19 protein-coding genes are annotated in these 23,700 nt (G+C 73.9%); 14 read left to right on the top strand and 5 right to left on the bottom strand.

The genetic code is table 11. From position 1 onward, the window contains the following. Positions 1–113 precede the first annotated feature (113 nt). On the bottom strand, positions 114–875 hold the full coding sequence (locus AC24HA_RS12980) for a murein hydrolase activator EnvC family protein (RefSeq protein WP_425708791.1): 762 nt from the start codon (positions 873–875) through the stop codon (positions 114–116). A 414-nt stretch (positions 876–1,289) separates the two neighbouring features. On the opposite strand from AC24HA_RS12980, the gene rpsB reads away from it, so the two are divergent. From rpsB to AC24HA_RS12925, 11 genes are all read left to right on the top strand, one after another. Next, positions 1,290–2,399, top strand: coding sequence for a 30S ribosomal protein S2 (gene rpsB, locus AC24HA_RS12975; protein ID WP_425708790.1), 1,110 nt, complete (start codon positions 1,290–1,292; stop codon positions 2,397–2,399). Positions 2,400–2,424: 25 nt separating this feature from the next. Beyond that, positions 2,425–3,264 carry a translation elongation factor Ts gene (tsf, locus tag AC24HA_RS12970; protein WP_425708789.1) on the top strand — a complete coding sequence of 280 codons (840 nt, stop codon included), beginning with the start codon at positions 2,425–2,427 and terminating at the stop codon, positions 3,262–3,264. 178 nt (positions 3,265–3,442) lie between these two features. Beyond that, positions 3,443–4,150, top strand: a complete 708-nt coding sequence (pyrH, locus tag AC24HA_RS12965; protein ID WP_425708797.1) for a UMP kinase — start codon at positions 3,443–3,445, stop codon at positions 4,148–4,150. Between the two features lie 4 nt (positions 4,151–4,154). Continuing rightward, the gene (gene frr / locus AC24HA_RS12960; protein ID WP_425708788.1) at positions 4,155–4,712 is read left to right on the top strand and encodes a ribosome recycling factor; all 558 of its coding nucleotides are present in this window, start codon (positions 4,155–4,157) and stop codon (positions 4,710–4,712) included. Between the two features lie 19 nt (positions 4,713–4,731). Then, positions 4,732–5,604, top strand: a complete 873-nt coding sequence (locus AC24HA_RS12955) for a phosphatidate cytidylyltransferase (RefSeq protein ID WP_425708787.1) — start codon at positions 4,732–4,734, stop codon at positions 5,602–5,604. Between the two features lie 34 nt (positions 5,605–5,638). Continuing rightward, positions 5,639–7,039 carry a dual-specificity RNA methyltransferase RlmN gene (gene rlmN / locus AC24HA_RS12950; protein ID WP_425708786.1) on the top strand — a complete coding sequence of 467 codons (1,401 nt, stop codon included), beginning with the start codon at positions 5,639–5,641 and terminating at the stop codon, positions 7,037–7,039. After that, a complete protein-coding gene (locus tag AC24HA_RS12945) occupies positions 7,036–7,563 on the top strand; it encodes a DivIVA domain-containing protein (RefSeq protein WP_425708785.1) in 528 nt (175 codons plus the stop codon). Before rlmN ends, AC24HA_RS12945 begins: the two co-directional genes overlap by 4 nt. Then, positions 7,560–8,870, top strand: a complete 1,311-nt coding sequence (locus AC24HA_RS12940) for a 1-deoxy-D-xylulose-5-phosphate reductoisomerase (RefSeq protein WP_425708784.1) — start codon at positions 7,560–7,562, stop codon at positions 8,868–8,870. The genes AC24HA_RS12945 and AC24HA_RS12940 overlap by 4 nt, the downstream gene beginning before the upstream one ends. Continuing rightward, positions 8,867–10,186, top strand: coding sequence for a M50 family metallopeptidase (locus tag AC24HA_RS12935; RefSeq protein WP_425708783.1), 1,320 nt, complete (start codon positions 8,867–8,869; stop codon positions 10,184–10,186). The genes AC24HA_RS12940 and AC24HA_RS12935 overlap by 4 nt, the downstream gene beginning before the upstream one ends. Positions 10,187–10,379: 193 nt before the next feature. Then, the gene (ispG, locus tag AC24HA_RS12930) at positions 10,380–11,462 is read left to right on the top strand and encodes a flavodoxin-dependent (E)-4-hydroxy-3-methylbut-2-enyl-diphosphate synthase (protein ID WP_487563639.1); all 1,083 of its coding nucleotides are present in this window, start codon (positions 10,380–10,382) and stop codon (positions 11,460–11,462) included. A 6-nt stretch (positions 11,463–11,468) separates the two neighbouring features. Further along, a complete protein-coding gene (locus AC24HA_RS12925) occupies positions 11,469–12,506 on the top strand; it encodes a GNAT family N-acetyltransferase (RefSeq protein WP_425708781.1) in 1,038 nt (345 codons plus the stop codon). 77 nt (positions 12,507–12,583) lie between these two features. On the opposite strand, the gene AC24HA_RS12920 is transcribed toward AC24HA_RS12925, so the two are convergent. Next, a complete protein-coding gene (locus tag AC24HA_RS12920) occupies positions 12,584–14,533 on the bottom strand; it encodes a fibronectin type III domain-containing protein (RefSeq protein WP_425708780.1) in 1,950 nt (649 codons plus the stop codon). Positions 14,534–14,690: 157 nt separating this feature from the next. Then, complete coding sequence (locus tag AC24HA_RS12915) at positions 14,691–15,767, bottom strand: class I SAM-dependent methyltransferase (protein ID WP_425708779.1); 1,077 nt, start codon at positions 15,765–15,767, stop codon at positions 14,691–14,693. Between the two features lie 131 nt (positions 15,768–15,898). Here AC24HA_RS12915 and AC24HA_RS12910 point away from each other — a divergent pair, with 131 nt between their 5' ends. After that, complete coding sequence (locus AC24HA_RS12910) at positions 15,899–19,159, top strand: AfsR/SARP family transcriptional regulator (RefSeq protein ID WP_425708778.1); 3,261 nt, start codon at positions 15,899–15,901, stop codon at positions 19,157–19,159. A gap of 71 nt (positions 19,160–19,230) precedes the next feature. Beyond that, positions 19,231–19,563, top strand: a complete 333-nt coding sequence (locus AC24HA_RS12905) for a VOC family protein (protein ID WP_425708777.1) — start codon at positions 19,231–19,233, stop codon at positions 19,561–19,563. A 108-nt stretch (positions 19,564–19,671) separates the two neighbouring features. Here AC24HA_RS12905 and AC24HA_RS12900 read toward each other — a convergent pair whose 3' ends face one another. Then, a complete protein-coding gene (locus tag AC24HA_RS12900) occupies positions 19,672–20,631 on the bottom strand; it encodes an NAD(P)H-dependent flavin oxidoreductase (RefSeq protein ID WP_425708776.1) in 960 nt (319 codons plus the stop codon). 41 nt (positions 20,632–20,672) lie between these two features. On the opposite strand from AC24HA_RS12900, the gene AC24HA_RS12895 reads away from it, so the two are divergent. Then, a complete protein-coding gene (locus AC24HA_RS12895) occupies positions 20,673–22,460 on the top strand; it encodes a proline--tRNA ligase (RefSeq protein WP_425708775.1) in 1,788 nt (595 codons plus the stop codon). A 120-nt stretch (positions 22,461–22,580) separates the two neighbouring features. Here AC24HA_RS12895 and AC24HA_RS12890 read toward each other — a convergent pair whose 3' ends face one another. After that, a complete protein-coding gene (locus AC24HA_RS12890) occupies positions 22,581–23,558 on the bottom strand; it encodes a hypothetical protein (RefSeq protein ID WP_425708774.1) in 978 nt (325 codons plus the stop codon). Between the last annotated feature and the right edge of the window lie 142 nt (positions 23,559–23,700).

The following is a 23,700-nucleotide window of genomic DNA, read 5'->3' as shown; positions in this document are numbered from 1 at the left end:
GGGCCCACGGTGAATGAGTGGCCGGACGTCGGCGAACTCCCGACCGCACGCAAGTCACCGCACGTTGCAGGGTGGGCGCTACGACGACCGCGCAATCGGTGCGCCGACCGGTGTCACCCGCCGAACGGCAGCAGTCGGACCGGTTGCGGCGCGTCCCCGATCAGCGACATCGGGTCGACGTAGTCGTGGCTCCCGTGCCGAGCACCCCAGTGCAGGCAACCGGGTGGCGGGCAGTGGCCGGCCGTAAGGGTGCCGATCGGGTCACCACCTGCGACCGCGTCCCCCGTGGACAGGGAGCTGCTGACGGGCTCATAGGTCGTCCGGATCCCGTCGGCATGATCGATGGAGATCACCGGCCGGTCGGCGACGGAGCCCCTGAATGCGACGATCCCGTCGGCTGCCGCGAGGATGACCGTCCCCGGCCGGACATCCAGGTCCACGCCACGATGTCCGGGGCCGTACGGCGTCGCCGACCCCTCGAAGGGGGCGACCACGCGGACGGGACCACCGGTCGGCCAGTCGTAGTTCACCAATGAGCTCGAGGCCTCGCTGGACGGCGCGCTACCAGCACCGGCACTGCCGACGGCGGCGCCACCACCGAAGGCCCCCGCACTCCCGACGGCACCGGCACGTCCTGGGGCTCCGGTGTCGTCGGAGGCCGCATAGCGCGCGGCGACCTCGAGTGCGAGCGAAGGCCCCAGCGGGAGGGAGCGGCCGGCAGCCGGCCCGACGTCGGGGAAAGGTTCCGTGCCGAGCGTTCCCGACGCCGTGGGCGCGCGTGCCCCGAGCAGGCTCAGGCACAGCGCGAGGGCGAGAACGAGAACGGCGCGACGTGCGTCGTCGCGGCCGGGGCGGGGTGGTCGGTGCGCGGTCATGCCAGAAAGATGAGCACGCGAGGGCCGAGTGCGTCCGCAGCCGTACGACGGGCGGTGGACAGGCCTGCGGCGACAGGGGGTGTGGGTCTGTCGGCGCCCTGCGGAGACTCCCGGGTGAGTCGCACGACGCACCAGGTGGCGAGCGGCGCGGTGCCGCGCTCCGCTACGATGAGTGGGCGACCGGTCTCTGGCCGGTCGACTTCGCGTGCCTGCACACCGTCGCACCAGCCCCCGCCTCGCGCGGACGGCCTCGGTCGACGGGGCGATCGGCAGCGGTCCCGCCTGGCGGGCGCCGACGTCGCGGGCACCAGGGGTCGTGACCACCCGGTCTCGACCGACAACCACGGAGAGGGCCCCGCCGCCGAGCGTCGGGGCCGAACGCGCGCGGGCGATCCCGCGCCGAAAGGAAGAGCCATGGCCGTCGTGTCCATGCGTCAGCTGCTCGAGTCCGGTGTCCACTTCGGTCACCAGACGCGCCGCTGGAACCCCAAGATGAAGCGCTTCATCCTCACGGAGCGCAACGGCATCTACATCATCGACCTTCAGCAGTCGCTCGCCGAGATCGACCGGACCTACGAGTTCGTCAAGGAGACCGTCTCGCACGGCGGGACCATCCTGTTCATCGGCACCAAGAAGCAGGCGCAGCAGGCGATCGAGGAGCAGGCCCGCCGCGTGGGCATGCCCTTCGTCAACCACCGCTGGCTCGGCGGCATGCTGACCAACTTCTCCACGGTGCACCAGCGCCTGCAGCGGCTCAAGGAGCTCGAGCAGCTCGACTTCGACGATGTGGCGGGTTCCCACCACACGAAGAAGGAGCTGCTCATGATGCGCCGCGAGAAGGACAAGCTCGAGCGCACCCTCGGCGGTATCCGCGACATGGGCAAGATCCCGTCGGCGGTGTGGATCGTCGACACCAAGAAGGAGCACCTCGCGGTCTCCGAGGCGCGCAAGCTCAACATCCCGGTCGTCGCGATCCTCGACACCAACTGCGACCCGGACGAGGTCGACTACCGCATCCCGGGCAACGACGACGCGATCCGTTCCGTCGCGCTGCTCACCCGCGTGATCGCGGACGCTGCGGCCGACGGCCTCGTCGTTCGTCACGGTGGCGCCAAGGGTGCCGAGGCCGACGGCGCGGAGCCGCTCGCCGAGTGGGAGCGCGAGCTCCTCGCCGCTCACGAGTCCGACGCCGCAGCTCCGGCCACGGCGGCCCCCGCCACCGAGGCGCCGGCCACCGCGGCCCCCGCCACCGAGGCGCCGGCGGCCGACGCCACCGCCGCCCAGGCCCCGACCGCGGCCGTCGCCACCGACGCGCCCGCCACCCCGGCGGCGCCGGTCGAGCAGGGCTCGGCACCGACCGAGGCCGTAGCCACCGAGGAGCCGACCGCCCAGCCGGCCCCGGCCGAGGCCGCAGCCCCGGCCGAGGAGGTCGCGCCCGCCGCCGGTGCGGCGCCGACCCCCGGGGCGACGGGAGCCACCGAGGAGCCCGCCTCCGAGGGCTCCACCGACACCACCGCCAACTGACGTCCACCTGCACAGAGAGGAACCCATGGCCAACTACACCGCGGCCGACATCAAGGCCCTGCGCGAGTCGACGGGCGCCGGCATGCTCGACGTCAAGAACGCTCTCGTCGAGGCGGACGGTGACAAGGAGAAGGCCACCGAGATCATCCGCGTCAAGGGGCTGAAGGGCATCGCCAAGCGCGAGAGCCGTGCGGCCTCCGACGGGCTCGTCGCCATCGACGTCAGCGCCGGCGGCGCGGGCGAGATCGGCACGATGGTCGAGGTCAACTGCGAGACGGACTTCGTGTCGAAGAACGAGAAGTTCGTCGCGCTGGCGGACGCCGTGCTCGCCGCCGCGGTGGCCTCCGGCGCCACGGACGTCGAGACGCTGCTGGCCGCCCCCTCGGGCGACGGCACCGTCAAGGACGCCGTGGAGAACCTCGCCGCCACCATCGGCGAGAAGATCGAGGTCCGCCGGGTCGAGCGGCTGGAGGGCGCCAAGGTCGCGTCCTACCTGCACCGCACGGCCAAGGACCTCCCGCCGCAGGTCGGCGTCATGGTCGCCACGGACGCCGCGGGCGCCGAGGCCGCGCACGACGTCGCCCTGCACGTCGCCGCATACTCGCCGACCTACCTCAGCCGCGAGGACGTCCCCGCCGAGACCGTCGAGAACGAGCGACGCCTCGCGGAGGAGACCTCCCGCGCCGAGGGCAAGCCGGAGCAGGCTCTGCCGAAGATCGTCGAGGGCCGGATGAACGGCTTCTACAAGGAGAACGTGCTGCTGGACCAGGCGTTCGCCAAGGACCCGAAGCAGACGGTCGCCCAGGTCGTCGGCGCCTCGGGCGGCACGGTGACGGGCTACGCCCGCTTCCGCGTCGGAGCCTGACCAGGTGTGAGAGGTGGCCCCGGACCGCATGGTCCGGGGCCACCCGCCTATCCGAGCCCCGTCCACCGACCCGCGCGTACGAAGGAGCCCAGCCACGATGACCGTGACCCCCGACCCCCACGCGAGCCCCGTACCGCCTGCCGGCGGACCCGGCGGTGAGCCGCGGCCGCGGCGCGTGATGCTCAAGCTGTCCGGCGAGGTCTTCGGCGGCGGGGAGGTCGGGCTCGACCCCGACGTCGTGCTGCGCGTGGCCCGCGAGATCGCCGACGCCCACCGCCGCGGCGTCGAGATCGCCATCGTCGTCGGCGGCGGCAACTTCTTCCGCGGCGCCGAGCTGAGCGCCCGCGGGCTCGACCGCTCGCGCGCCGACTACATGGGCATGCTCGGCACCGTGATGAACGCCCTCGCGCTCCAGGACTTCCTCGAGCAGTCGGGGGTGCGCACCCGCGTCCAGACCGCCATCACGATGGGGCAGGTCGCGGAGCCCTACATCCCGCTCCGCGCGATCCGGCACATGGAGAAGGGCCGCGTCGTCGTGTTCGGCGCGGGTGCCGGCATGCCCTACTTCTCGACGGACACCGTCACCGCGCAGCGCGCCCTGGAGACGCACTGCGACGAGGTGCTCGTCGGCAAGAACGGTGTCGACGGCGTCTACACGGCCGACCCGCGCACGGACCCCGGCGCCGTCAGGCTCGACCACCTCACCTACGCCGACGCGCTCGCGCGCGGCCTCAAGGTCGTCGACGCGGCGGCGTTCGCCCTGTGCATGGACAACGGGCTGGCCATGCGCGTGTTCGGCATGACCGAGGCCGGTAACGTCACCCGCGCCCTGCTGGGTGAGAAGATCGGCACGCTGGTGACCGCCGGCGAGACAAGCAAGGAGTGACCACGTGATCGACGAGACCCTGCTCGAGGCCGAGGACAAGATGGACAAGGCCGTCGAGGTGGCCCGCGACCGGATGGGCAACATCCGCACCGGCCGCGCGAACGCCGCGATGTTCAACGCGATCCTCGTGGACTACTACGGCGCCCCGACGCCGCTGCAGCAGCTCGCGTCGCTGCAGATCCCCGAGGCGCGCACCGTCCTCATCTCCCCGTACGACCGCGGCGCCTCCGCGGCGATCGACAAGGCGCTGCGGGCCTCCGACCTCGGCGTCAACCCGACCGACGACGGCAACGTGCTGCGCGTCCTTCTGCCGTCGCTGACCGAGGACCGCCGTCGCGACTACGTCCGGCTCGCCCGCAACGAGGCCGAGGACGCCCGCATCTCGGTGCGCGCCGTCCGCCGCAAGGCCAAGGAGGAGCTCGACCGCCTCGTCAAGGACGGCGAGGTCGGCGAGGACGAGGGCGTACGCGCCGAGAAGGAGCTCGACGCCCTGACGAAGCGCCACGTCGAGACGATCGACCAGATCGTCGAGGCCAAGGAGAAGGACCTCCTCGAGGTCTGACTGCGAGGGTCTCACCAGCATGGACGTTCCGACGACGGCGCCGCCGCCCGCCGCCGGGCCGCCGGTCAAGCCCGGGCCGCGGGCCGGGCGCGAGCTCAGCCGGGCCATCCCCGTCGGCGTCGGGCTCATCCTCCTGCTCGTCGCCTCCCTCGCGTTCCGCCCCGAGCCGTTCGTCGCGCTCGTCGCGGTCGTCGGCGTCCTGGGCACGTTCGAGCTGACCGAGGCCGCGGCGCAGCGGCACATCGACATCGCGCGGGGCCCGGTCTCGGTCGGCGGTGCCGCCATGGTGGTCGCCACCTGGTTCGCGGGGGAGGAGGGGCTCCTGGCGGCGTACGCCGGCTCGGTGGCCCTCGTCGTCACCGTCGCCGTCCTCGCGCGCCGCGGCACCAACGGTGTCCGGGACGCCGCGGCCGACGTCTTCGTCCTCACCTACGTCCCGTTCCTCGTCTCGTTCGCGGTGCTGCTCGTGCGCATGGAGGACGGCGTCCTGCTCGTGCTCACCGTCGCGCTGCTGGCCGCCGCGAACGACACCGGCGGGTACATCGCGGGAATCCTGTTCGGCAGGCACCCGGTGGCGCCCACCATCTCGCCCAAGAAGTCGTGGGAGGGGGTCGCCGGGTCCGTCGTCGCCTGCGTCCTCATGTCCTACCTACTCGTCTCCGTGGTCCTCGGCCACCCCGTGTGGCTCGCCGTCGGGCTGGGGCTCGTGGCGGTGGGTACCGCCACGACCGGGGACCTCGCCGAGTCCCTGCTCAAGCGCGACCTCGGGGTCAAGGACATGTCGAACCTGCTGCCCGGTCACGGCGGGCTCCTCGACCGCATCGACTCGATCATCGTCACGCTCCCGCTCGTCTACCTCACACTCGGCCCGCTCGCCCGGGCCGCGGGCTGACCCGCGCGGTCGTGGGTGAGACACTGAGCGCGCCATGACGACCGAGAACCCGCCCAGCACCCCCGCCGACGTCGGGGCGGACGCACCCGCGCGCACGGCCGTGGCTGCGCCCGCGAAGCCCGAGCGCGCCGCCGGCGCCGGCGACGGCGCTCGCACCCGCGCCGCGAACGCCGCCGGCGTCGACCCCCGCCCCGCCGACCGCGCTCGCACCGGTACCCGCACCGCCGACCGCGCCCGCACCGCTTCAGCAACCGACTCCGGCCGCCAGGTCCGCCCCGCCCTCGAGGGCGCCGCCCCCGGCGAGCGGCTCCAGCTCACCTTCACCGCGAAGCGTCGCGGCAAGCCGCCCCGGCACCTGGCGGACCTCGCCGTCGACGAGCGTGCCGGCGTCGCCAAGGAGCTCGGCCTGCCGGCCTTCCGCGCCGACCAGCTCTCCCGGCACTACTTCACGCACCTGACGAACGACCCGGCGCGCATGACCGACCTGCCGGCCGCCGCCCGCGACCAGCTCGCCGGCACCCTGCTCCCGCCCCTGGTCACCCGCGTCCGGGACCTCGAGGCCGACGGCGGCGCCACGGTGAAGTCCGTGTGGCGCCTGTTCGACGGCGCGATCGTGGAGTCCGTGCTCATGCGCTACACGTCGCGCTCCACGCTGTGCGTGTCCTCGCAGGCGGGCTGCGGCATGGCCTGCCCCTTCTGCGCGACCGGCCAGCAGGGCCTGACCCGCAACCTCTCGACGGCGGAGATCGTCGAGCAGGTGCGCCTCGCCGCCGCGGCCTGCCGCGACGGTGAGCTCGCGGGCGGGCCCACCCGCCTGAGCAACGTCGTCTTCATGGGCATGGGCGAGCCGATGGCCAACTACAAGGCCGTCATCGGCGCCGTGCGCCGCATGGTCGACCCCGCGCCCGCGGGCCTGGGCATGTCCGCCCGCAACATCACCGTCTCCACCGTCGGCCTCGTGCCCGCGATCGACAAGCTCGCCGCCACCGGCATCCCCGTCACGCTCGCGGTCTCCCTGCACGCCCCCGACGACGAGCTCCGCGACGAGCTCATCCCGATCAACTCGCGGTGGAAGGTCGGTGAGCTCCTCGACGCCGCCCGCCGCTACTTCGAGGCCACCGGCCGCCGGGTCTCGATCGAGTACGCCCTCATCAAGGACATGAACGACCACGCCTGGCGCGGCCGCCTCCTGGCCGAGGAGCTGAACAGGCGCGGCAAGGGCTGGGTGCACGTCAACCCGATCCCGCTCAACCCCACGCCGGGCTCGATCTGGACGGCCTCCGAGCGGGACGTCGAGGCCGCCTTCGTCGCCGAGCTGCGGGACGCCGGCATCCCGACCACCGTGCGAGACACGCGCGGGTCCGACATCGACGGCGCCTGCGGCCAGCTCGCGGCCGAGGTCATCGATCAGCCCACGAAGGGACAGGACGCATGAGGGGTTTCGCACGGGTCTCGCGCCGGGAGGACGGCTACGACCCCGAGCAGGTCGACGACTTCTTCACCCGTGCCCGGGACGTCGACGGCGGTATCGACGAGACCGCCGTCCGGCAGGCCGCGTTCGACCTCGTGCCCGCCGGGTACGACCCCGAGCAGGTCGACCTCGCGCTCGACCGGCTCGAGGAGAGCCACACGCGTCGCCGCCGGCAGCAGACCGTCGCCGAGGGGGGCGACGAGAGCTGGCGCAACCACCTCGACGGCCTCACCGAGTCGCTGCTCCCGCGCCTGGGCCGCCCCGAGCGGGAGCGGTTCGTGCGTGCCCGGACCACCGGCTACGCCGCCCCCGCCGTCGACGCGTTCCTCGGCCGGGTCGAGGACTACCTCGAGACGGGCGAGGGGTTGCGGGCCGAGGACGTGCGCTCCGTGACGTTCCCGCCCGCGCAGGGGAAGAAGGCCTACGACGAGGCCGTCGTCGACGTCTATCTCGACCGCGTGGTCGAGGTCGTCCTCGCGCGCGCATGACCACCGAGGTCGTCCTCCTCGGCTCCACCGGTTCGATCGGCACGCAGGCGCTCGACGTCCTTCGCCGCGCCGACGCCGACGAGCCGGGCCGGTTCGTCGTCCGCGCGCTGGCCGCGTCCGGGTCGCGGCCCGAGCTTCTCGCCGAGCAGGTCGCCGCGCACCGGCCGGACGTCGTCGGCGTCGCGGACGACTCCGCCCTGCCCGCCGTCCGCGAGGCGCTCACCCGCGCGCTCGGCCCGGGTGCCGCGCTGCCCGAGATCCTCGCCGGCCCCGACGCCGCCACGCAGATGGCGGGCATGCTCGACGCCGACGACCGCACGCTCGGCGACAGCACGTTCGGCGACAGCAGGTCGCCGGAGGCCGGCGGGCCGGACGCGCGCTGGAAGCCGCCGTCCGCCGTCGTGCTCAACGGGATCACCGGATCGGTCGGCCTGCGCCCCACCCTGGCCGCGCTCGCCTCGGGCGCCACCCTCGCGCTCGCCAACAAGGAGTCCCTCGTCGCCGGCGGTGCGCTCGTCGCCGACGCGCTCACGCGGCCCGGCCAGATCATCCCCGTCGACTCCGAGCACTCGGCGATGGCCCAGGCGCTCGGGGGAGTGCGGCACGAGAAGGGGCTCACCTCGCCCGTGGTCACCGGCGTCAGCGACGTGCGTCGGCTGATCCTCACCGCGTCGGGCGGCCCGTTCCGCGGCCGCACGCGCGACCAGCTCGCCGACGTCACTGTCGACCAGGCGCTCGCGCACCCCACCTGGGCGATGGGCCCGGTCGTCACCATCAACTCCTCCACGCTGATGAACAAGGCTCTCGAGCTCGTCGAGGCCTCGCTCCTGTTCGACGTCGAGCCCGGGGACATCACCGTCGTCGTCCACCCGCAGTCGATCGTCCACTCGATGATCGAGACGGTCGACGGCTCCACGCTGGCCCAGGCCTCGCCGCCGGACATGCGCCTGCCGATCGCGCTCGGCCTGTCCTGGCCCCGCCGCCTGCCCGGGGTGGCGACCCCGTGCGCGTGGGACGCCGCGACCTCCTGGACGTTCGAGCCGCTCGACGACGCCACGTTCTCCGCGGTCTCGCTCGTCCGCTCGGCCCTGACCGCGTCGGCCACCCACCCCGCGGTCGTCAACGCTGCCAACGAGGAGGCCGTGGCCGGCTTCATCGCCGGCCGGCTGCCCTACCTGGGGATCCTCGACGTCGTCGAGCGCGTCCTCGCCGAGCACGACGGCGCGCAGCGCCCGAGCCTCGACGACGTCGAGGCCGCCGAGGCCTGGGCCCGCACCCGTGCCCGCGAGCTCGCCGGCGCCGCGTGAGCTTCCTCCTCGGGGTCCTCGTCCTCGCGGTCGGTCTCGTCGTCTCGATCGGCCTGCACGAGCTCGGCCACCTCGTCCCCGCCAAGCGGTTCGGCGTCCTCGTCCCGCGCTACTTCGTCGGCTTCGGGCCCACCCTGTGGTCGACGCGCCGCGGCGAGACCGAGTACGGGCTCAAGGCGATCCCGCTCGGCGGGTTCGTCACGCTCGCCGGCATGTTCGCACCCGCCCGCCCCGGCCGGCGCACCCACCGCGCGGACGGCCGGCCGACGCTGCCGCAGGAGGCGCGCGAGATCTCCGCGGAGGAGGTGCCGCCCGGTCAGGAGCACCGCGCGTTCCACCGCCTGCCGGTGGGCAAGAAGATCGTCGTCATGATGGGCGGCCCGCTCGTCAACCTCGTGCTGTCCGTGGTCCTGCTGGCGATCGTCGTGTGCGGGATCGGCATCTCCTCGCCCACGACTACTCTGGACTCGGTTCAGGAGTGCGTCGCCGCGGCGCCGGCCGGCACCGACGGGGACGGCACGGACGAGAGCCCGACGGCGCAGCCCACGCCCGGCGCCCCCGACTGCCTGCCCGGACCGGGCGCGGACGCGGGCCTGCTGCCCGGCGACGAGATCGTCTCCTGGGGCGGCACCGAGGTCGAGGAGTGGGCGGACGTCCAGGAGACCATCGCGGCCGGCGGGACGGGTGCGACCGACGTCGTCGTGCGCCGGGGAGGCGAGGAGGTCACGCTGAGCGTGGCCCCCGAGGTCGTCCAGCGGCCGGCCGAGGGCGGCGGGACGCAGGCGATGCCCTACGTCGGCATCGGGCCCGCGTTCGCGCAGGAGCGGCTCTCGCCGACCGAGGTGCCCGGCATCGCGTGGGAGCAGCTCTCCGGCACGGCCGAGATCATCGCCCGGCTGCCCGTCGCGCTGGTGGACATCGGCCGGGCCACGCTCGGCCTCCAGGAGCGCGACCCCGGCGTCGTCGGGCTCGTGGGCGTGGGCCGGTTCGCCGGCGAGATCGCCTCCGTCGAGGCACCCGAGTACACGGGCGTCCAGCGCTTCGCCGACCTGCTCTCCCTGCTCGGCGCCCTCAACATGACGCTCTTCGTGTTCAACCTCGTCCCGCTGCTGCCGCTGGACGGCGGGCACGTGGCCGGCGCCCTGTGGGAGGGGCTCAGGCGCGCGGTCGCACGGCTGCGCGGCCGGCCGGACCCCGGCCCGGCGGACACGGCCAGGCTGCTTCCGCTGACGTACGTCGTCGTCGCGTTCATGATCGTGATGACCGTGCTGCTCATCGTCGCGGACATCGTCGTACCGGTGTCGCTGATCGGTTGACGCTCGCCCGCAGGGCCGGGCCGCGGTGTACGTGGCGCGCGTCGCCCCGCCCGCGTGGCTCCGGTCTCGCCCCTGGGCCGAGGCTGGACCGCGGTGCGATACTGGGGTCGTGAGCGTCCCCATCGATCTCGGCATCCCCACCGTCAAGCAGCCGCCGCCCGTGCTGGCGCCGCGGCGCAAGACCCGCCGCATCATGGTGGGCGACGTCCCCGTCGGCGACGGCGCGCCGGTCTCGGTCCAGTCCATGACGACGACGAAGACCCACGACATCGGCGCCACCCTCCAGCAGATCGCGGAGCTCGTGGCCACCGGCTGCGACATCGTCCGTGTCGCCTGCCCCACGGACAAGGACGCCGAGGCGCTGAAGGTCATCGCCGCGAAGTCGACGATCCCCGTCATCGCGGACATCCACTTCCAGCCGAAGTACGTCTACGCCGCGATCGAGGCCGGCTGCGGCGCCGTGCGCGTCAACCCGGGCAACATCCGCAAGTTCGACGACCAGGTCAAGGAGATCGCCCAGGCGGCGAAGGACCACGGCACGTCGATCCGGATCGGCGTCAACGCCGGCTCGCTGGACCCGCGCCTGCTGAAGAAGTACGGCTCCGCGACCCCGGAGGCCCTCGTCGAGTCGGCCGTCTGGGAGGCGTCGCTGTTCGAGGAGCACGACTTCCACGACTTCAAGATCTCGGTCAAGCACAACGACCCGGTCGTCATGGTGCGCGCGTACGAGCTGCTGGCCGAGGCGGGCGACTGGCCGCTGCACCTCGGCGTGACCGAGGCGGGCCCGGCGTTCCAGGGCACGATCAAGTCCTCCGTCGCGTTCGGCTCCCTGCTGTCGAAGGGCATCGGCGACACGATCCGGGTCTCGCTGTCCGCCCCGCCGGTCGAGGAGATCAAGGTCGGCAACCAGATCCTGGAGTCTCTCAACCTGCGACCGCGGACGCTGGAGATCGTCTCGTGCCCCTCGTGCGGGCGCGCGCAGGTCGACGTCTACACGCTCGCCGAGGAGGTCACCGAGGGCCTGAAGGACCTCACCGTGCCGCTGCGGGTGGCCGTCATGGGGTGCGTCGTCAACGGTCCGGGCGAGGCCCGCGAGGCCGACCTCGGGGTCGCCTCCGGCAACGGCAAGGGGCAGATCTTCGTCAAGGGCGAGGTCATCCGGACCGTGCCCGAGGAGCAGATCGTCGAGACGCTCATCGCGGAGGCGAACCGCATCGCGTCCGAGCAGGGGCTCGAGGACGTGGCCGGTGCGGCACCGGCCGTCACCGTCCACTGAGCCCTCATGCGGCTGTTCCGGGCGTCCGCGCGACGTGACGTGGCCGCCCCGGTGGCCGTGCTCGGGCACGAACGCACCGCCGAGGCCCTCGCGCTGTGCGCGCAGCACCCGCTGACCTCCACGCTCGCGGCCGTCCAGATCGCCGGCTCACGGTTCGACACGACGACGCCCGGCTCCCGCATGCTCGGCATCGACGCGCCCGGCGGGCGGGACGTCGACGTCCCGGGGATCGATCGTCCGGACCTCGAGGGCGCCGGCGCCGGTGCAGGAGCCGGTGCAGGAGCCCGCGCGCCCGGCGCGAACGGCGCGAACGGCGCGAACGGCACCGGAGCCGACGCTCCCGGTACGAACGGCCTCGGCAGGCTGCGCGCGCTGACGTGGGTCGGCGCCAACATCGTGCCCGTCGCGACGACCCCCGAGCAGCGGCCCGCCATCGCCGACGCCATCGCCGACCACGGCCGCGCGTCGAGCTCCGTCCTCGGCGACGCCGAGCAGGTGCTCTCGATGTGGGACTCGCTCGGCCGGCGCTGGGGCCGGGCGCGCGAGGTGCGGGCCAACCAGCCGCTGCTGGTGCTGGACGCGCCCTCGGCGATCGAGCCGGACCCGCTCGTGCGCCGCGGCGCTGTCGGCGAGGCGTCGATCGTCGCCCCGGCGTCGGTGGCGATGTTCATCGAGGAGGTCGGGTACGACCCGACCCGGTACGGCAACGGTTACGTGCGGCGCGTGCGCTCCCTGCTCTCGCTGGGCCGCACGTGGATCCGGACGGAGCCGGACCCGGCGACCGGTGCCGAGCGCGTCGTGTTCAAGGCCGACGTCGGGGCGCTCGCCCTGGGGGTCGCCCAGATCCAGGGCGTGTGGGTCGCGCCCGACCGCCGCGGGCAGGGCCTCGGCGTGCGCGGGATGGCGACCGTCGTGCGGGACGTGCTCGCCGACGTCGCCCCGACGGTCTCCTTGTACGTCAACGACTACAACGCGGCCGGGCTGGCCACCTATCAGCGCCTCGGCATGCGTCAGGAGGGCACCTACGCCACGGTCGTCCTGTGACGGATGCGCGGACCTCTGCCCGCCCAGGCCGGCGAGTGAGCGGACTTCTGCCCGCCCGGTGAGCGCGGCCCTGCGCGTCAGGCGAGCCGGCGACGGATCCCGTAGAGCGCGCCGCCGGCCAGCAGAAGGACGGCCGCGACGCCGACGAGGTCGCCCGTCGTCGCCCCAGTGTCGGCGAGTCCGCCGCGAGGGCCGCCCGCTCCGCCGCGGGAACCCGCCGAGCCCCGGCGATCCTCGTCGTACCCGGATCCGTCGCCGTACCCGGCTCCGCCACCGGGTGCGTCGCCGGATCCGCCACCGGTGCCGGAGGTCGGCGCGGCGGTCGGACTCTCGGACGGCCCGGCGGTGGGAGTCTCGGTCGGCTCCTCGGAGGGCCCGGACGTCGGCGTCTCGGTCGGCTCGTCGGTGGGCTCCGGCGTCGGCTCCTCGGTCGGCTCGGGCTCCGGGGCCGCCTCGACCGTCACCGTGCGCTCGACGCTCGAGCTGTTCCCGGACCGGTCGGTCGCCGTGTACGTGAGGGTGTAGTCGCCCGGCGTGGTCGTGTCGATGACCCCTTCGACCTCCGGCACGATCGCGTCCGTGTCGCAGTTGTCGGTCACCTGGACGCCGGTCAGCGCGTCCCACGGGTCGCCCGCGGTCACCGTCAGCGCGGGCGCGCTGATCGCCGGCGCGGTCTCGTCGCCGCTGAGCTCGACCTCGTCCACCACGCTGTTGTCCGCGTAGGCCTCGCCCGTCGTCACGTTCGTCGAGGTCGCCGCGCGGTGCGTGGTCACCGTGATCGAGCACTCGTCGATGCTGAGGTGGCTGTAGTTGGCGACGTTCTCCTGGTTCTCGACCTCGCCCCACTCGGCCGGCTCGGGCAGCTCGTCGTTGCGGCCGTAGAACTTCGAGCCCGACGCCGTCGTACCGGTGATGTAGAGGACGTCGCCCTCGCCGGGGGCGAGGAAGTCGGGCCCGGCCTGGGGGTCGGCGTCCGGCCCGCCGACCGCCACGCCCGCGTGCATCAGCGGGGTGCGCGTGTAGTAGTGGTCGTGCCCGGACAGCACGAGGTCGACGCCGAGCTCGGTCATCCCGCGGGACAGCGCGGTGCGGCGCCCCTCGATGATGCCGAGGTCCTCGGCGTCGATGTCCGTGGCGTGCGTGGCGACGGAGTAGATCGAGTGGTGGAACGTGACGACCACCCACTGCGACGGGTTCTGCTCGATCGCGGCCCGCGCGTAGTCGATGAGCGACCCGTGGAGGAGGTTGTTGCTGTTGAGGTGGATGAACAGCGTCCCGTTGTACGTGTAGTGGTAGTTGAAGTCCCCTCGTCCACCGCCGTGGGGCAGGTTGAAGTGGTTGCCGTAGGTGAGGAAGTGGGCCACGTCGTGGTTGCCCAGCGTCGTGGCCAGCGGGTACTGCGTGAGCTGGACGGGCTCGTGGAAGGCGTCGTACTCGTCGTCGTCGGCGATGATGCGGTCGACCTGGTCGCCGCCGGAGACCAGGAGCTCGGCGCCCGGGTAGGTCGCCCACGCCTGGTCGAGGGTGTCGATCCACTGCAGGCGCTCGGCCTCGAGGTCGGTGGTACCGATCTGGGGGTCGGCGACGTACACGAGGTCCACGGCGTCCCCGGACGCGGGCCCGGTGGTGAACGTGTAGATCTCGGACCAGCCGTCCTCGGTGCCGACCTGATAGGTGTAGCCGGTCGAGGGGGCGAGGTTGTCGACGGTGGCGTGGTGGTAGGTGTAGCCGGGCTTGTTGACCGCGAGGCCACCCTCGGACTGCTCGATCGTGCGTGCGCTCGCGGGGAAGTCGTTCCCGTTCATGTCGGACGTGGGCGCGATGACGATCGACTCGGGGGCGAGCGAGAGGCCGCGCGAGTGCCACGAGAAGTTGCGCTGCGTCTCGTTCTCGCCCACGAGCATCGTCACGTTCTCGACGGCGTCCGGCGTCGGCTCGGCGCCCGAGGCCGCGAGAGCCGGGCCGAGGGCGAGGACGGCGAGCAGGCCGGTGGCCAGGGCGGTACGGGGGAGGCGGCGCGTGCGCATGGGTGTCCTGTTCGAGAGGGGGTCGACCGGTGCACCGTGCCAGGGGAGGGGCAACGGCCGGCGACGCTCGGGTGGCCGGTGCGTGAACTCGCGACGCTCACACCCGTACCGCTCACACCCGTACCGCTGACACCCGTACCGCTCACACCCGTACTGCTCATGCCCGCGCCTGGATCACCATGTTGATCATCGAGTCCGCCACGTGCCGGACGTCGGAGAATCCGGCCTCGTCGAGCACCCCGCGGACCCTGGCCGAGCCGGCCTGACCACCGAGCGCCGTACCCACCGGCTGGCTCAGCGAGCTCGGTGTGCAGAGGAAGGTCGACGCCGCGTAGCCGAACGCCGCGACCGGGTTCCCGGCAAGGTTCGTTGGCAGGTCGTCGGCGGCCCTGGGTTCGATGAGCACGAGCGAGCCACCGGGTACGAGCGCGTGCCTCGCGTACGCGGCCGCCCCGACCGGGTCCCCGAGGTCGTGGAAGGCGTCGAAGAAGGTGACGAGGTCGTAGCCGTCCTGCGGGTAGCCCTGGCAGTCGTGCACCTCGAAGCGCACCCGGTCGGCGACCCCCGCCTCCTCGGCCCGCCGGCGCGCGACCTCGATCGAGGCCGGGTGGGTGTCGTACCCGACGAACTCGGAGCGGGGGAACGCCTGCGCCAGCAGGACGACGGGCACGCCGCGTCCCGTGCCGACGTCGGCCACCCGCGCTCCTGCGTCGAGGGCCTCGGTGACGCCGTCGAGCGCCGGCACCCACCGCGTGAGGAGCTCCGCCCGGTAGGCGGCGCCGAAGCTGCGTTCGGCCCCCTCAAAGGTCGGCGCGGAGTGCTCGCCCCATCCGATGCCCGCACCGGTGCGGAAGGCGTCGACGAGCAGGTCGATGTCCCGGAACAGGCCTTCGGTCTGCACGCACATGCCGGTCATCGCCGCCGGCGAGTCGTCGTCGGCGAGCACCGCCGCCGAGGCGGGCGGCAGCGTGAACGTGCCGTCGGTCGCGTCGTGGACGACGAGGCCGGCGGCGGCCTGCTGGGCCAACCACTCGCGCACGTACCGCTCGGACGTGCCGGTGGCGTCGGCCAGCTGCTGCGGGGTGACGGCGCCGCCCCCGGCGAGTGCGCCGTACAGTCCCAACCGGTCGCCGACGACGATCATCGCCGACGTCGCGGCACCGATCGCGAGACCTGCCACGTGCTGGACGACGGCGCCCACGTCCTGCTGCTCGATCTGTGTTGTAGTCATCATGCTCACTCCTTCGTGATCGTGCCCCTGTCGGGGTAGGTCGATGCTGGGCCGACCCCCTGTCGCGTCCCTGTCGCCCCGCTGTCACCGCCGCGTCGTTGCGGTGCCGCGCCGCCAGGCGGGACAATCCGACGGTGGCACCGACGCCGCTCGACCTCGGGGTCCTGGGCGCGCTGGAGGTCCGGCGCACCGGGGAGGTGCTCGACCTGCCCGGGGCCCGACGACGGGCGGCGCTCGCAGTGCTCGCCGTGCACGCGCCGCACCCCGTCAGCGCCGACGCCGTGGCTGCCGCGGTCTGGGGCGACCGGGTGCCCGGCGGCTCGCACGGTGCCCTGCACACCGTGCTCTCGCGTCTGCGCGGCGTGCTCGGGGAGCGGGCGGTCGAGCGTGGCCCGGCCGGCTACGCGCTCGCCGTCGGGCCCGACGCCCTCGACGCCGACCGGTTCACCGCGATGTGCGCGCGGGCGGAGAGCAGCGCACCGGCGCTCGCCGTGCCGATCCTCGACGAGGCGCTCGGGCTGTGGCGCGGGCCGGCCTACGTCGAGTTCGCCGACCGCGACTTCGCGCGCGCCGAGGCCGCGCGGCTGGACGAGCTGCGCCTGGCCGCACGCGAGGACCGCGCCCGGGCAGCGCTGGCGCTCGGAGACGTGGAGGACGCGATCACCGTGCTCGAGCCGCTGGTGGCGGAGCACCCGCTGCGCGAGCAGGCGCGAGCCTGCCTCATGACGGCGCTGTACCGGGCGGGGCGCCAGAGCGAGGCGCTCGACCGGTTCACCGAGCTGCGGGAGATCCTCCGCGAGGATCTCGGGCTCGATCCGTCGCCGGCACTCGCGGAGCTCCACCGGCGCATCCTCGGGCACCGCGTGCCCACCGGTGCGCCTCTCCCGGCGCCCGCGTCGGCCCCCGCGCCCATGCCCGTCTCCGCCCCCGCGCCGGCGCCCTCGCCTGTGCCCGCCCCCGTGCCCATGCCCGTCCCCGCCTCCGCGCCGGCGCCCTCGCCGTCGTCGAGGTCGGACGGGCGCGGTTCCCCGGAGCCCTCGTTCATCGGCAGGGAGGACGAGTCCGCGCTCCTGCTGCACATGGTCCTCTCGCACCGCCTGGTGACCGTCACCGGGCCCGGAGGGGTGGGGAAGACGCGCCTGATCGGCGAGGCGCTCGCGGCGATCCGTGCCCGGACGGGAGGTCCGAGCGTGGTCGCCGGGATCGAGGAGGTCCCGAGGGGCGGGGTGGTCGCCCGTCTCACCGCGACGCTCGGACTCGGGCCCGGACCGGAACCACCCCTGGTGGCCGTCGTGGAACACCTGGCCCGCTCCGCCGTGGTGCTCGTGCTCGACGGCTGCGAGCACGTGCTGGGCGAGATCCGGGAGCTGGTGGCCGCCGTCCTGCGGTCCTGCCCGCACGTGCACCTTGTGGTCACGAGCAGGAGCCGGCTGGGTCTGGTCGAGGAGTACGTACTGCCGCTCGACCCTCTGACGTGCCCCGCGGACGACGGTGCGTCCCTGCCGCCCGATCCGACCACCGCCGCCGAACGGCTGCTCCTGGACCGGCTACGACGGTTGCGGCCCGGGTTCGCGCCCGGGGCCGAGCAGCGGGCTCCGTTGGCCGAGCTCTGTCGTCGGCTCGACGGGCTGCCGCTGGCGCTCGAGATGGCGGCGCCCCAGGTCGCGACGCTCGGGCTGACCACCGTGCTGGAGCGGATCGGGTCGGCGCGGATCGGGTCGGCGCTCGATGCGTCGCCGCTCGACGCGTCGGCTCCGTCGGTACCCGGTGACTCGGTGTCGGGGGAGCTCGGAGTGAGCGCGTCGTTGCGCCAGGTCGTCGGACGCTCGCTCGACCTCGTGCCGGCCGAGGACCGCCGGCTCCTCCTTCGGCTCACGGTCTTCGCACGCGAGTTCGACCTGGCGGCGGCCGAGAGCCTCGGTGCCGTCGGTGCGGACCGTGACGGCTCCGCCGGCACCGAGGACACGGTGGCGGGACTCGCGCGCCTGGTCGAGGCGTCGCTCGTCGTCGCCGTGCACGGGGCGACCACCCGGTACCGGCTGCTGGAGGTCGTCCGTGCCGCGGTGCTGTCGCGCGCAGCGGTCGCGCAGCGGGACGACGCCGCCCGCGCCCATGCCGAGTGGGCCGCCTCGAGCGCCGAGACGTGTGCCAGGCGCTCGGTCGGCCCACGGTGCGCCGAGGCATACGCGCGTCTCGGAGAGCTCCGTGTCGACCTCACCGACGCCCTTCGCTGGTCGCTCGGGAACCGACGTCCCGACGTCGCCGCACGGATCGTCGGCTCGCTCGGCCTGTGCTCCCACTGGTTCCCGGGGCGCGAGCTCCAGGCGCTCGCCGAGCGGCTGACCGACACCGACACCTCCACGACCGACGCCCCCACGACCGACGCCCCCACGACCGACAGCCGTCCGGCCCCGGACCCGGCCCCGGCCCCGGGGCCACCGCCGGCACAGTCGTCGTTGCTGCTCGGCGCCGTGGCCTTCGCCGCCGTCGAGCGGGGCGACACCGTCGCGGCGGAGGAGCTCGGTGGACGCGCGCTACGGGTCGCCGGCACCCGTGAGGACCGGTACCTCGCCCTCCTGTGCCTCGCGCTCGCCGCGCTCTACAGCGGTCGACGGCACCGCGCGCGCGAGAGGTTCGAGCAGATGCTCGACGTCGACGGCCTGCCGGACGCCTATCTCGCCGACGCGCACACCTCGCTCGCACTGATCGCCGTCACCCTCGACGACCGTCCCGGCGCGGAACGTCACGCGTCGGCGGCGCGTGCGGCCGGTGAGCGCAGCGGCGCCCGGGCGCACCACGCCTTCGCCCTCTACGGCGCCGGAGAGGTGCTCCTGCTGACCAGGCCGCATGCGGCGCCCGACGTCCTGCGCGAGGCCGTGGCCCGTGCGGACGAGTCGCAGGCCGACCATGTGAGCACGGTGGCGCGCATCGCCCTGCTGTCCGCCCTCGTGCGTCGGTCGAACCCGTCCGGCACGAGCACCGACGGCACCGGTGAGTCGGCGGCGCGGCTCGCCCTCGACCTGCTGGACCCGTTGCGCCGAGGGACCTGCTGGCCGTACCTGTGGACGTGCCTGCGGGTCGTCGCCGAGCTGCTGGTGCTCACGGAGCACCCCGAGGACGCCGAGCTCGTGCTGGCGGCGGCGGACGTCCACCCGAGCGCGCCCCCGCCGGCTGGTCGCGACGTCGGGCGGTACCGGAGGTTGCGGGAGCGGATCACGCGCACGATCGGGCCGGTCGCGGTGCAACGGATCGACGCGCTGGCCGAGCTCCTGCCGCGCAGCGAGGTCGCCGAGCGCGCGCACGATCAGGTGCGTGCTCTCACCGAGGAACGACCCGGTGGCCGGGCGGTCGGGAGAGCTCTGGGGTGGGCCGACGGGAGTGCCCGCCCCGAGTGACCGATTGCGTGCAGCAATCGGTCATGCCACGCTCGTACCGCTTGCTTTCCACGATCGGTAAGGAGTGGGAGATGTTCGACAGCGTCCACGCCACGATGACCGTGACCGATCTCGACCGTGCGGAGCGGTGGTACGAGACGCTGTTCGAGCGCGGGCCCGACACGCGACCGATGGCGGGGCTCGTCGAGTGGCGCGTCGGGGAGGCGGACGGCGTGCAGGTGTTCGCCGACCCCACGAGGGCCGGCCGGTCGGGCTGCGTGCTCGGCGAGACCGACCTCGATGGCGCCGCAGCGCGTCTCCGGCAGGCAGGGGTCGCGCACGACGGCGTCGCGCCGGGCGGGGGCAGGCGGATCCTCGTCCTCTCCGACCCCGACGGCAACCAGCTCGTGCTGATCGGGGACTGACGTCCGTGGCGCCGCGCCCACGCACCCGCGCGTGTGCCCGTGCCTGTGGACGCGCGCCCGTGGACCTGCGCCGTGGTCCCGTTCCCTCGGAACCGGGCTCCGCGGCCCTCAGCCGCCGGCGATCGTGCGGAGGATCTGCTCCGCCTCGGCCACGATCCGCGGCACGAGGTCGCCGCACGTCGGCACGTCGTGGATGAGGCCCATCGACTGCCCCACGGTCCACACGCCGGCCTCGGTGTCCCCGGTGTCGAGGACGACCCGTCCCCGGCTGCCGGCCACGAGGTGGGCGACGTCGTCGAACGATCCGCCCCCGGCCAGCACCTCGGCCGCCTCACGGGCCACGGAGTTGTCCGCGATCCGCGTGGTGTTGCGCAGCTCGCGCAGGGCGAGGCGGGTGCCGGTCTCCGTCCCGTCGACGATGGCCTGCTTGATGCGCGCGTGCACCCGCGACTCCGCCGTCGCGACGAAGCGGGTGCCCATCGACACGCCGGCCGCCCCGAGGGCGCGGGCCGCCGCGAGCCCGCGACCGTCGGCGATCCCGCCGCACGCGATGACGGGCACGTCGAGCGCGGCGACGGCGGCGGGCACGAGCACGAGGCCGCCGACGTCGTCCTCGCCCGGGTGGCCGGCACACTCGAAGCCGTCGATCGTGATCACGTCGGCGCCGAACCGCTGCGCCGAGCGGGCGTGCCGCACGGAGGTGCACTTGTGGATGAGGGTGACGCCCGCCTCCTTCAGCGCGGCCGCCGCCTCGCCCGGGTTGGCCCCCGCGGTCTCGACGATGCGCACGCCCGACTCGATGATGGCGCGCACGTACTCGGCGTACGGCGGGGGAGTCATCGCCGGCAGGAACGTGAGGTTGACGCCGAACGGCTTGTCGGTGAGCTCGCGCGTGCGGGCGATCTCGGCGCGCAGGTCGTCCGGCGTCTGCTGGGTCAGCGCCCCGAGGATACCGAGCCCGCCGGCGTTCGAGACGGCGGCGGTGAGCTCCGCGACGGAGACCCACTGCATGCCGCCCTGGACGACCGGGTGCTCGATGCCGAGGAGGTCGGTGATCGCTGTGCGCATGGGGGACATCGTGCCCGACCCGCACCGCATAACCTGTCCCCATGCTCTCCACGATGTCCTCCCTCTTCCTGCGCACGCTGCGCGAGGACCCCGCCGACGCCGAGATCGCGTCCCACCGGCTGCTCGTCCGCGCCGGCTACATCCGCCGCGCCGCCCCGGGCATCTACACGTGGCTGCCGGTCGGGCTGCGCGTGCTGGCCAAGGTCGAGCGTGTCGTGCGCGAGGAGATGCTGGCGATCGGCGCCCAGGAGGTGCACTTCCCGGCGCTGCTGCCCAAGGAGCCCTACGAGGCGAGCGGCCGCTGGGCCGAGTACGGGGACAACCTCTTCCGCCTCAAGGACCGCCGGGAGAACGACTACCTGCTCGCGCCCACGCACGAGGAGATGTTCACGCTCCTGGTCAAGGACCTCGTGAGCTCCTACAAGGACCTGCCGCTGCAGCTGTTCCAGGTGCAGACGAAGTACCGCGACGAGGCCCGCCCGCGCGCCGGCATCGTCCGCGGCCGCGAGTTCGTCATGAAGGACGCCTACTCCTTCGACATCGACGACGACGCGCAGGTCGCCAGCTACGACCTCTACCGCGCGGCCTACCTGCGGATCTTCGCCCGGCTCGGCCTCGACGTCGTCGTGGTCGCGGCGGACGCGGGCGCCATGGGCGGCTCGCGCTCGGAGGAGTTCCTCCACCCGACGCCGGTCGGCGAGGACACGTTCGTCCGCTCGCCGGGCGGCTATGCGGCCAACGTCGAGGCCGTGACGACGCCGGTCCCCGAGCTGCCGCAGCACGTCGAGGAGCCGCCGGCGCCGGTCACGGTCGACACCCCGGGCGCGGACACGATCGAGACGCTCGTCGTGGCTCTCGACGCCGAGGCGCCCCGCCCGGAGGGGCGCGGCTGGGCGGCGTCGGACACCCTGAAGAATCTCGTGCTCGCGCTCGTGCACCCGGACGGGGAGCGGGAGATCGTCGTCGTCGGACTGCCCGGGGACCGGGCCATGGACCTGGCGCGGGCCGAGGTGGCGTTCGCGCCCGCCGAGGTCGAGACGGCGACCGAGGCCGACCTCGAGGCGCACCCCGAGCTCGTGCGCGGGTACATCGGCCCGCGCTCCGAGCACGCCCGCGGTGACGAGAAGGCCGTGCGCTACCTGCTCGACCCGCGCGTCGTCGACGGCAGCGTGTGGGCGACGGGCGCGGACGTCGACGGGCGGCACGTCGTCGGCCTCGTCGCGGGCCGCGACTTCGTCTCCGACGGCACCGTCGAGATCGCCGAGGTGCGCGCCGGCGACCCGGCACCGGACGGCTCCGGTCCGCTCGAGCTGGCCCGCGGCATGGAGATGGGGCACATCTTCGCGCTCGGCCGGAAGTACGCCGACGCGCTCGGGCTCACCGTCCTCGACCAGAACGGCAAGGCCGTGACGCCGACGATGGGCAGCTACGGCATCGGCGTCACGCGCGCGCTGGCCGCGATCGCCGAGTCGACGAGCGACGAGAAGGGCCTGGCCTGGCCGGTCCACGTCGCGCCGTTCCACGTGCACGTGCTCGCCACGGGCAAGGGGGCGGAGATCTTCGAGATGGCCGCGGATCTCGCCGTCCGGCTCGATGCGGCCGGCGCAGAGGTGCTCTACGACGACCGGCCCAAGGTCTCGGCCGGCGTGAAGTTCGCCGACGCCGAGCTCATCGGCGTGCCGTACTCGCTCGTGGTCGGCCGGGGTCTGGCCGACGGGGTGGTCGAGGTGCGGGACCGGACCACCGACGAGCGCGTCGAGCTGGCACCGGACGCCGCGGTCGACGAGCTGCTCGCCCGGCTGCGGGCGGCGGGGGTCGTGCCGGCCTGAGCCTCACACCTCACGACGAGCGGCCCGCGACCGACTCGTGACGAGTGAGGGGATTCTTCGTCTCGACGCCGCGACGAAGAATCCCCTCACTCGTGCGGAAAGAGTCCCGTCATTCGTCGATCAGGACGTGGCGGACTCGCTCGCCGACTCAGCGCCGGCCGAGCCCGGCAGGCCGGGCAGCGGGCCGGGGTCGACGCCGGCCGCCCGCAGGCGCAGCGCGGCGTCGGCGGCGGCGTCGACGAGGGCCCCGCGCTGCTCGCCCGGGGCCGTGCCGGCGAGGAAGACCCACTGGTCGAGCAGGTCCTGCTCGCTGACGGTGCGGAAGGCGTCCGCGTCGCCGTCGGGCCACGGGTAGGCGGGCTCGCGGGTGTCCGGCGCGCCGGCCTCGAGCGCGGTGTCGACGAGGACCTGGAGCTGGTCGGCCCGCTCGCCCGCGGAGTCGGCCATGCCGCGTGCCGCGAGGGTCTCCTCGAGGTAGCGGGCCTGGTCGAGGACGAGCACGGTCGGGCCGTCCGCGACGGTGGCCACCACCTCGGGCGTCATCGGCGTCACCTCGACGGGCGTGCCGCCCTCGGCGTGCGGCTCGAGCTCGAGCGCCATGAGGAGCCGGCCGGCGGCGATGCTCGCGAGCACGGCCGCGAGGTCGCGCTCCGCGGCCGGGACGTCGGCCAGGACCGTGGCCGTGGAGTCGGCGGACGCGCTCAGCAGGCCGCGCAGCTCGGTGACGTCGGTGACCACCGGCGTGTCCGGCAGCGGCGCGTTGGTCTGCCCCTCGGGCGCGCCGCCCGGCCAGGCGACCCACACGCCACCGAGCGCCTCGGTCTGGGCGTCGAGGTCCTCCGCGACGGCCTCGACCGCCTCGGCGACGGCCGGGTCGGTCGCCGGGTCGTCCGCGAGCGTGCGGGCGGCGTCCGCGAGTCCGGCGGACTCCACCGCCGCGTCCTGGCGCCACTGCTGGGCCACCGTCGCGGCGGGCGGGGGGTCGGCGTCGGAGTCGATCCGCACGGCGCAGCCGGCCAGCGCGAGCACCGCGACCCCGAGCGTGGCGAGGAGGCGCGTGGGGCGGGAGCGTCGGGCGCGGGCGGTCGGGGGGCTCATCACGTCAGATCATGGCAGGTGCCCGGCCGGCGCGTGGCAGGGGCGCGGCGCGTGCGTGGCAGGTGCGTGGCGTGGGCGGCCGGCCGGATGGCAGGTGCGTCCCGGGCGCGACCGCTGCCCGGACCACCGTGCCCGCGATGTA

The sequence above is a fragment of the Georgenia sp. Z1491 genome (genome assembly GCF_057652395.1).
Note: the sequence above shows the minus strand (reverse complement) of the source record. Positions and strands in the feature narration are given on the sequence as shown.

Coding starts and splice junctions, on each gene's coding strand:
- AC24HA_RS12980 (WP_425708791.1), bottom strand. CDS start 875: ATGACCGCGCACCGACCACCCCGCCCCGGCCGCGACGACGCACGTCGC.
- rpsB (WP_425708790.1), top strand. CDS start 1,290: ATGGCCGTCGTGTCCATGCGTCAGCTGCTCGAGTCCGGTGTCCACTTC.
- tsf (WP_425708789.1), top strand. CDS start 2,425: ATGGCCAACTACACCGCGGCCGACATCAAGGCCCTGCGCGAGTCGACG.
- pyrH (WP_425708797.1), top strand. CDS start 3,443: ATGCTCAAGCTGTCCGGCGAGGTCTTCGGCGGCGGGGAGGTCGGGCTC.
- AC24HA_RS12955 (WP_425708787.1), top strand. CDS start 4,732: ATGGACGTTCCGACGACGGCGCCGCCGCCCGCCGCCGGGCCGCCGGTC.
- rlmN (WP_425708786.1), top strand. CDS start 5,639: ATGACGACCGAGAACCCGCCCAGCACCCCCGCCGACGTCGGGGCGGAC.
- AC24HA_RS12945 (WP_425708785.1), top strand. CDS start 7,036: ATGAGGGGTTTCGCACGGGTCTCGCGCCGGGAGGACGGCTACGACCCC.
- AC24HA_RS12940 (WP_425708784.1), top strand. CDS start 7,560: ATGACCACCGAGGTCGTCCTCCTCGGCTCCACCGGTTCGATCGGCACG.
- ispG (WP_487563639.1), top strand. CDS start 10,380: ATGGTGGGCGACGTCCCCGTCGGCGACGGCGCGCCGGTCTCGGTCCAG.
- AC24HA_RS12925 (WP_425708781.1), top strand. CDS start 11,469: ATGCGGCTGTTCCGGGCGTCCGCGCGACGTGACGTGGCCGCCCCGGTG.
- AC24HA_RS12920 (WP_425708780.1), bottom strand. CDS start 14,533: ATGCGCACGCGCCGCCTCCCCCGTACCGCCCTGGCCACCGGCCTGCTC.
- AC24HA_RS12915 (WP_425708779.1), bottom strand. CDS start 15,767: ATGATGACTACAACACAGATCGAGCAGCAGGACGTGGGCGCCGTCGTC.
- AC24HA_RS12905 (WP_425708777.1), top strand. CDS start 19,231: ATGTTCGACAGCGTCCACGCCACGATGACCGTGACCGATCTCGACCGT.
- AC24HA_RS12900 (WP_425708776.1), bottom strand. CDS start 20,631: ATGCGCACAGCGATCACCGACCTCCTCGGCATCGAGCACCCGGTCGTC.
- AC24HA_RS12895 (WP_425708775.1), top strand. CDS start 20,673: ATGCTCTCCACGATGTCCTCCCTCTTCCTGCGCACGCTGCGCGAGGAC.
- AC24HA_RS12890 (WP_425708774.1), bottom strand. CDS start 23,558: ATGAGCCCCCCGACCGCCCGCGCCCGACGCTCCCGCCCCACGCGCCTC.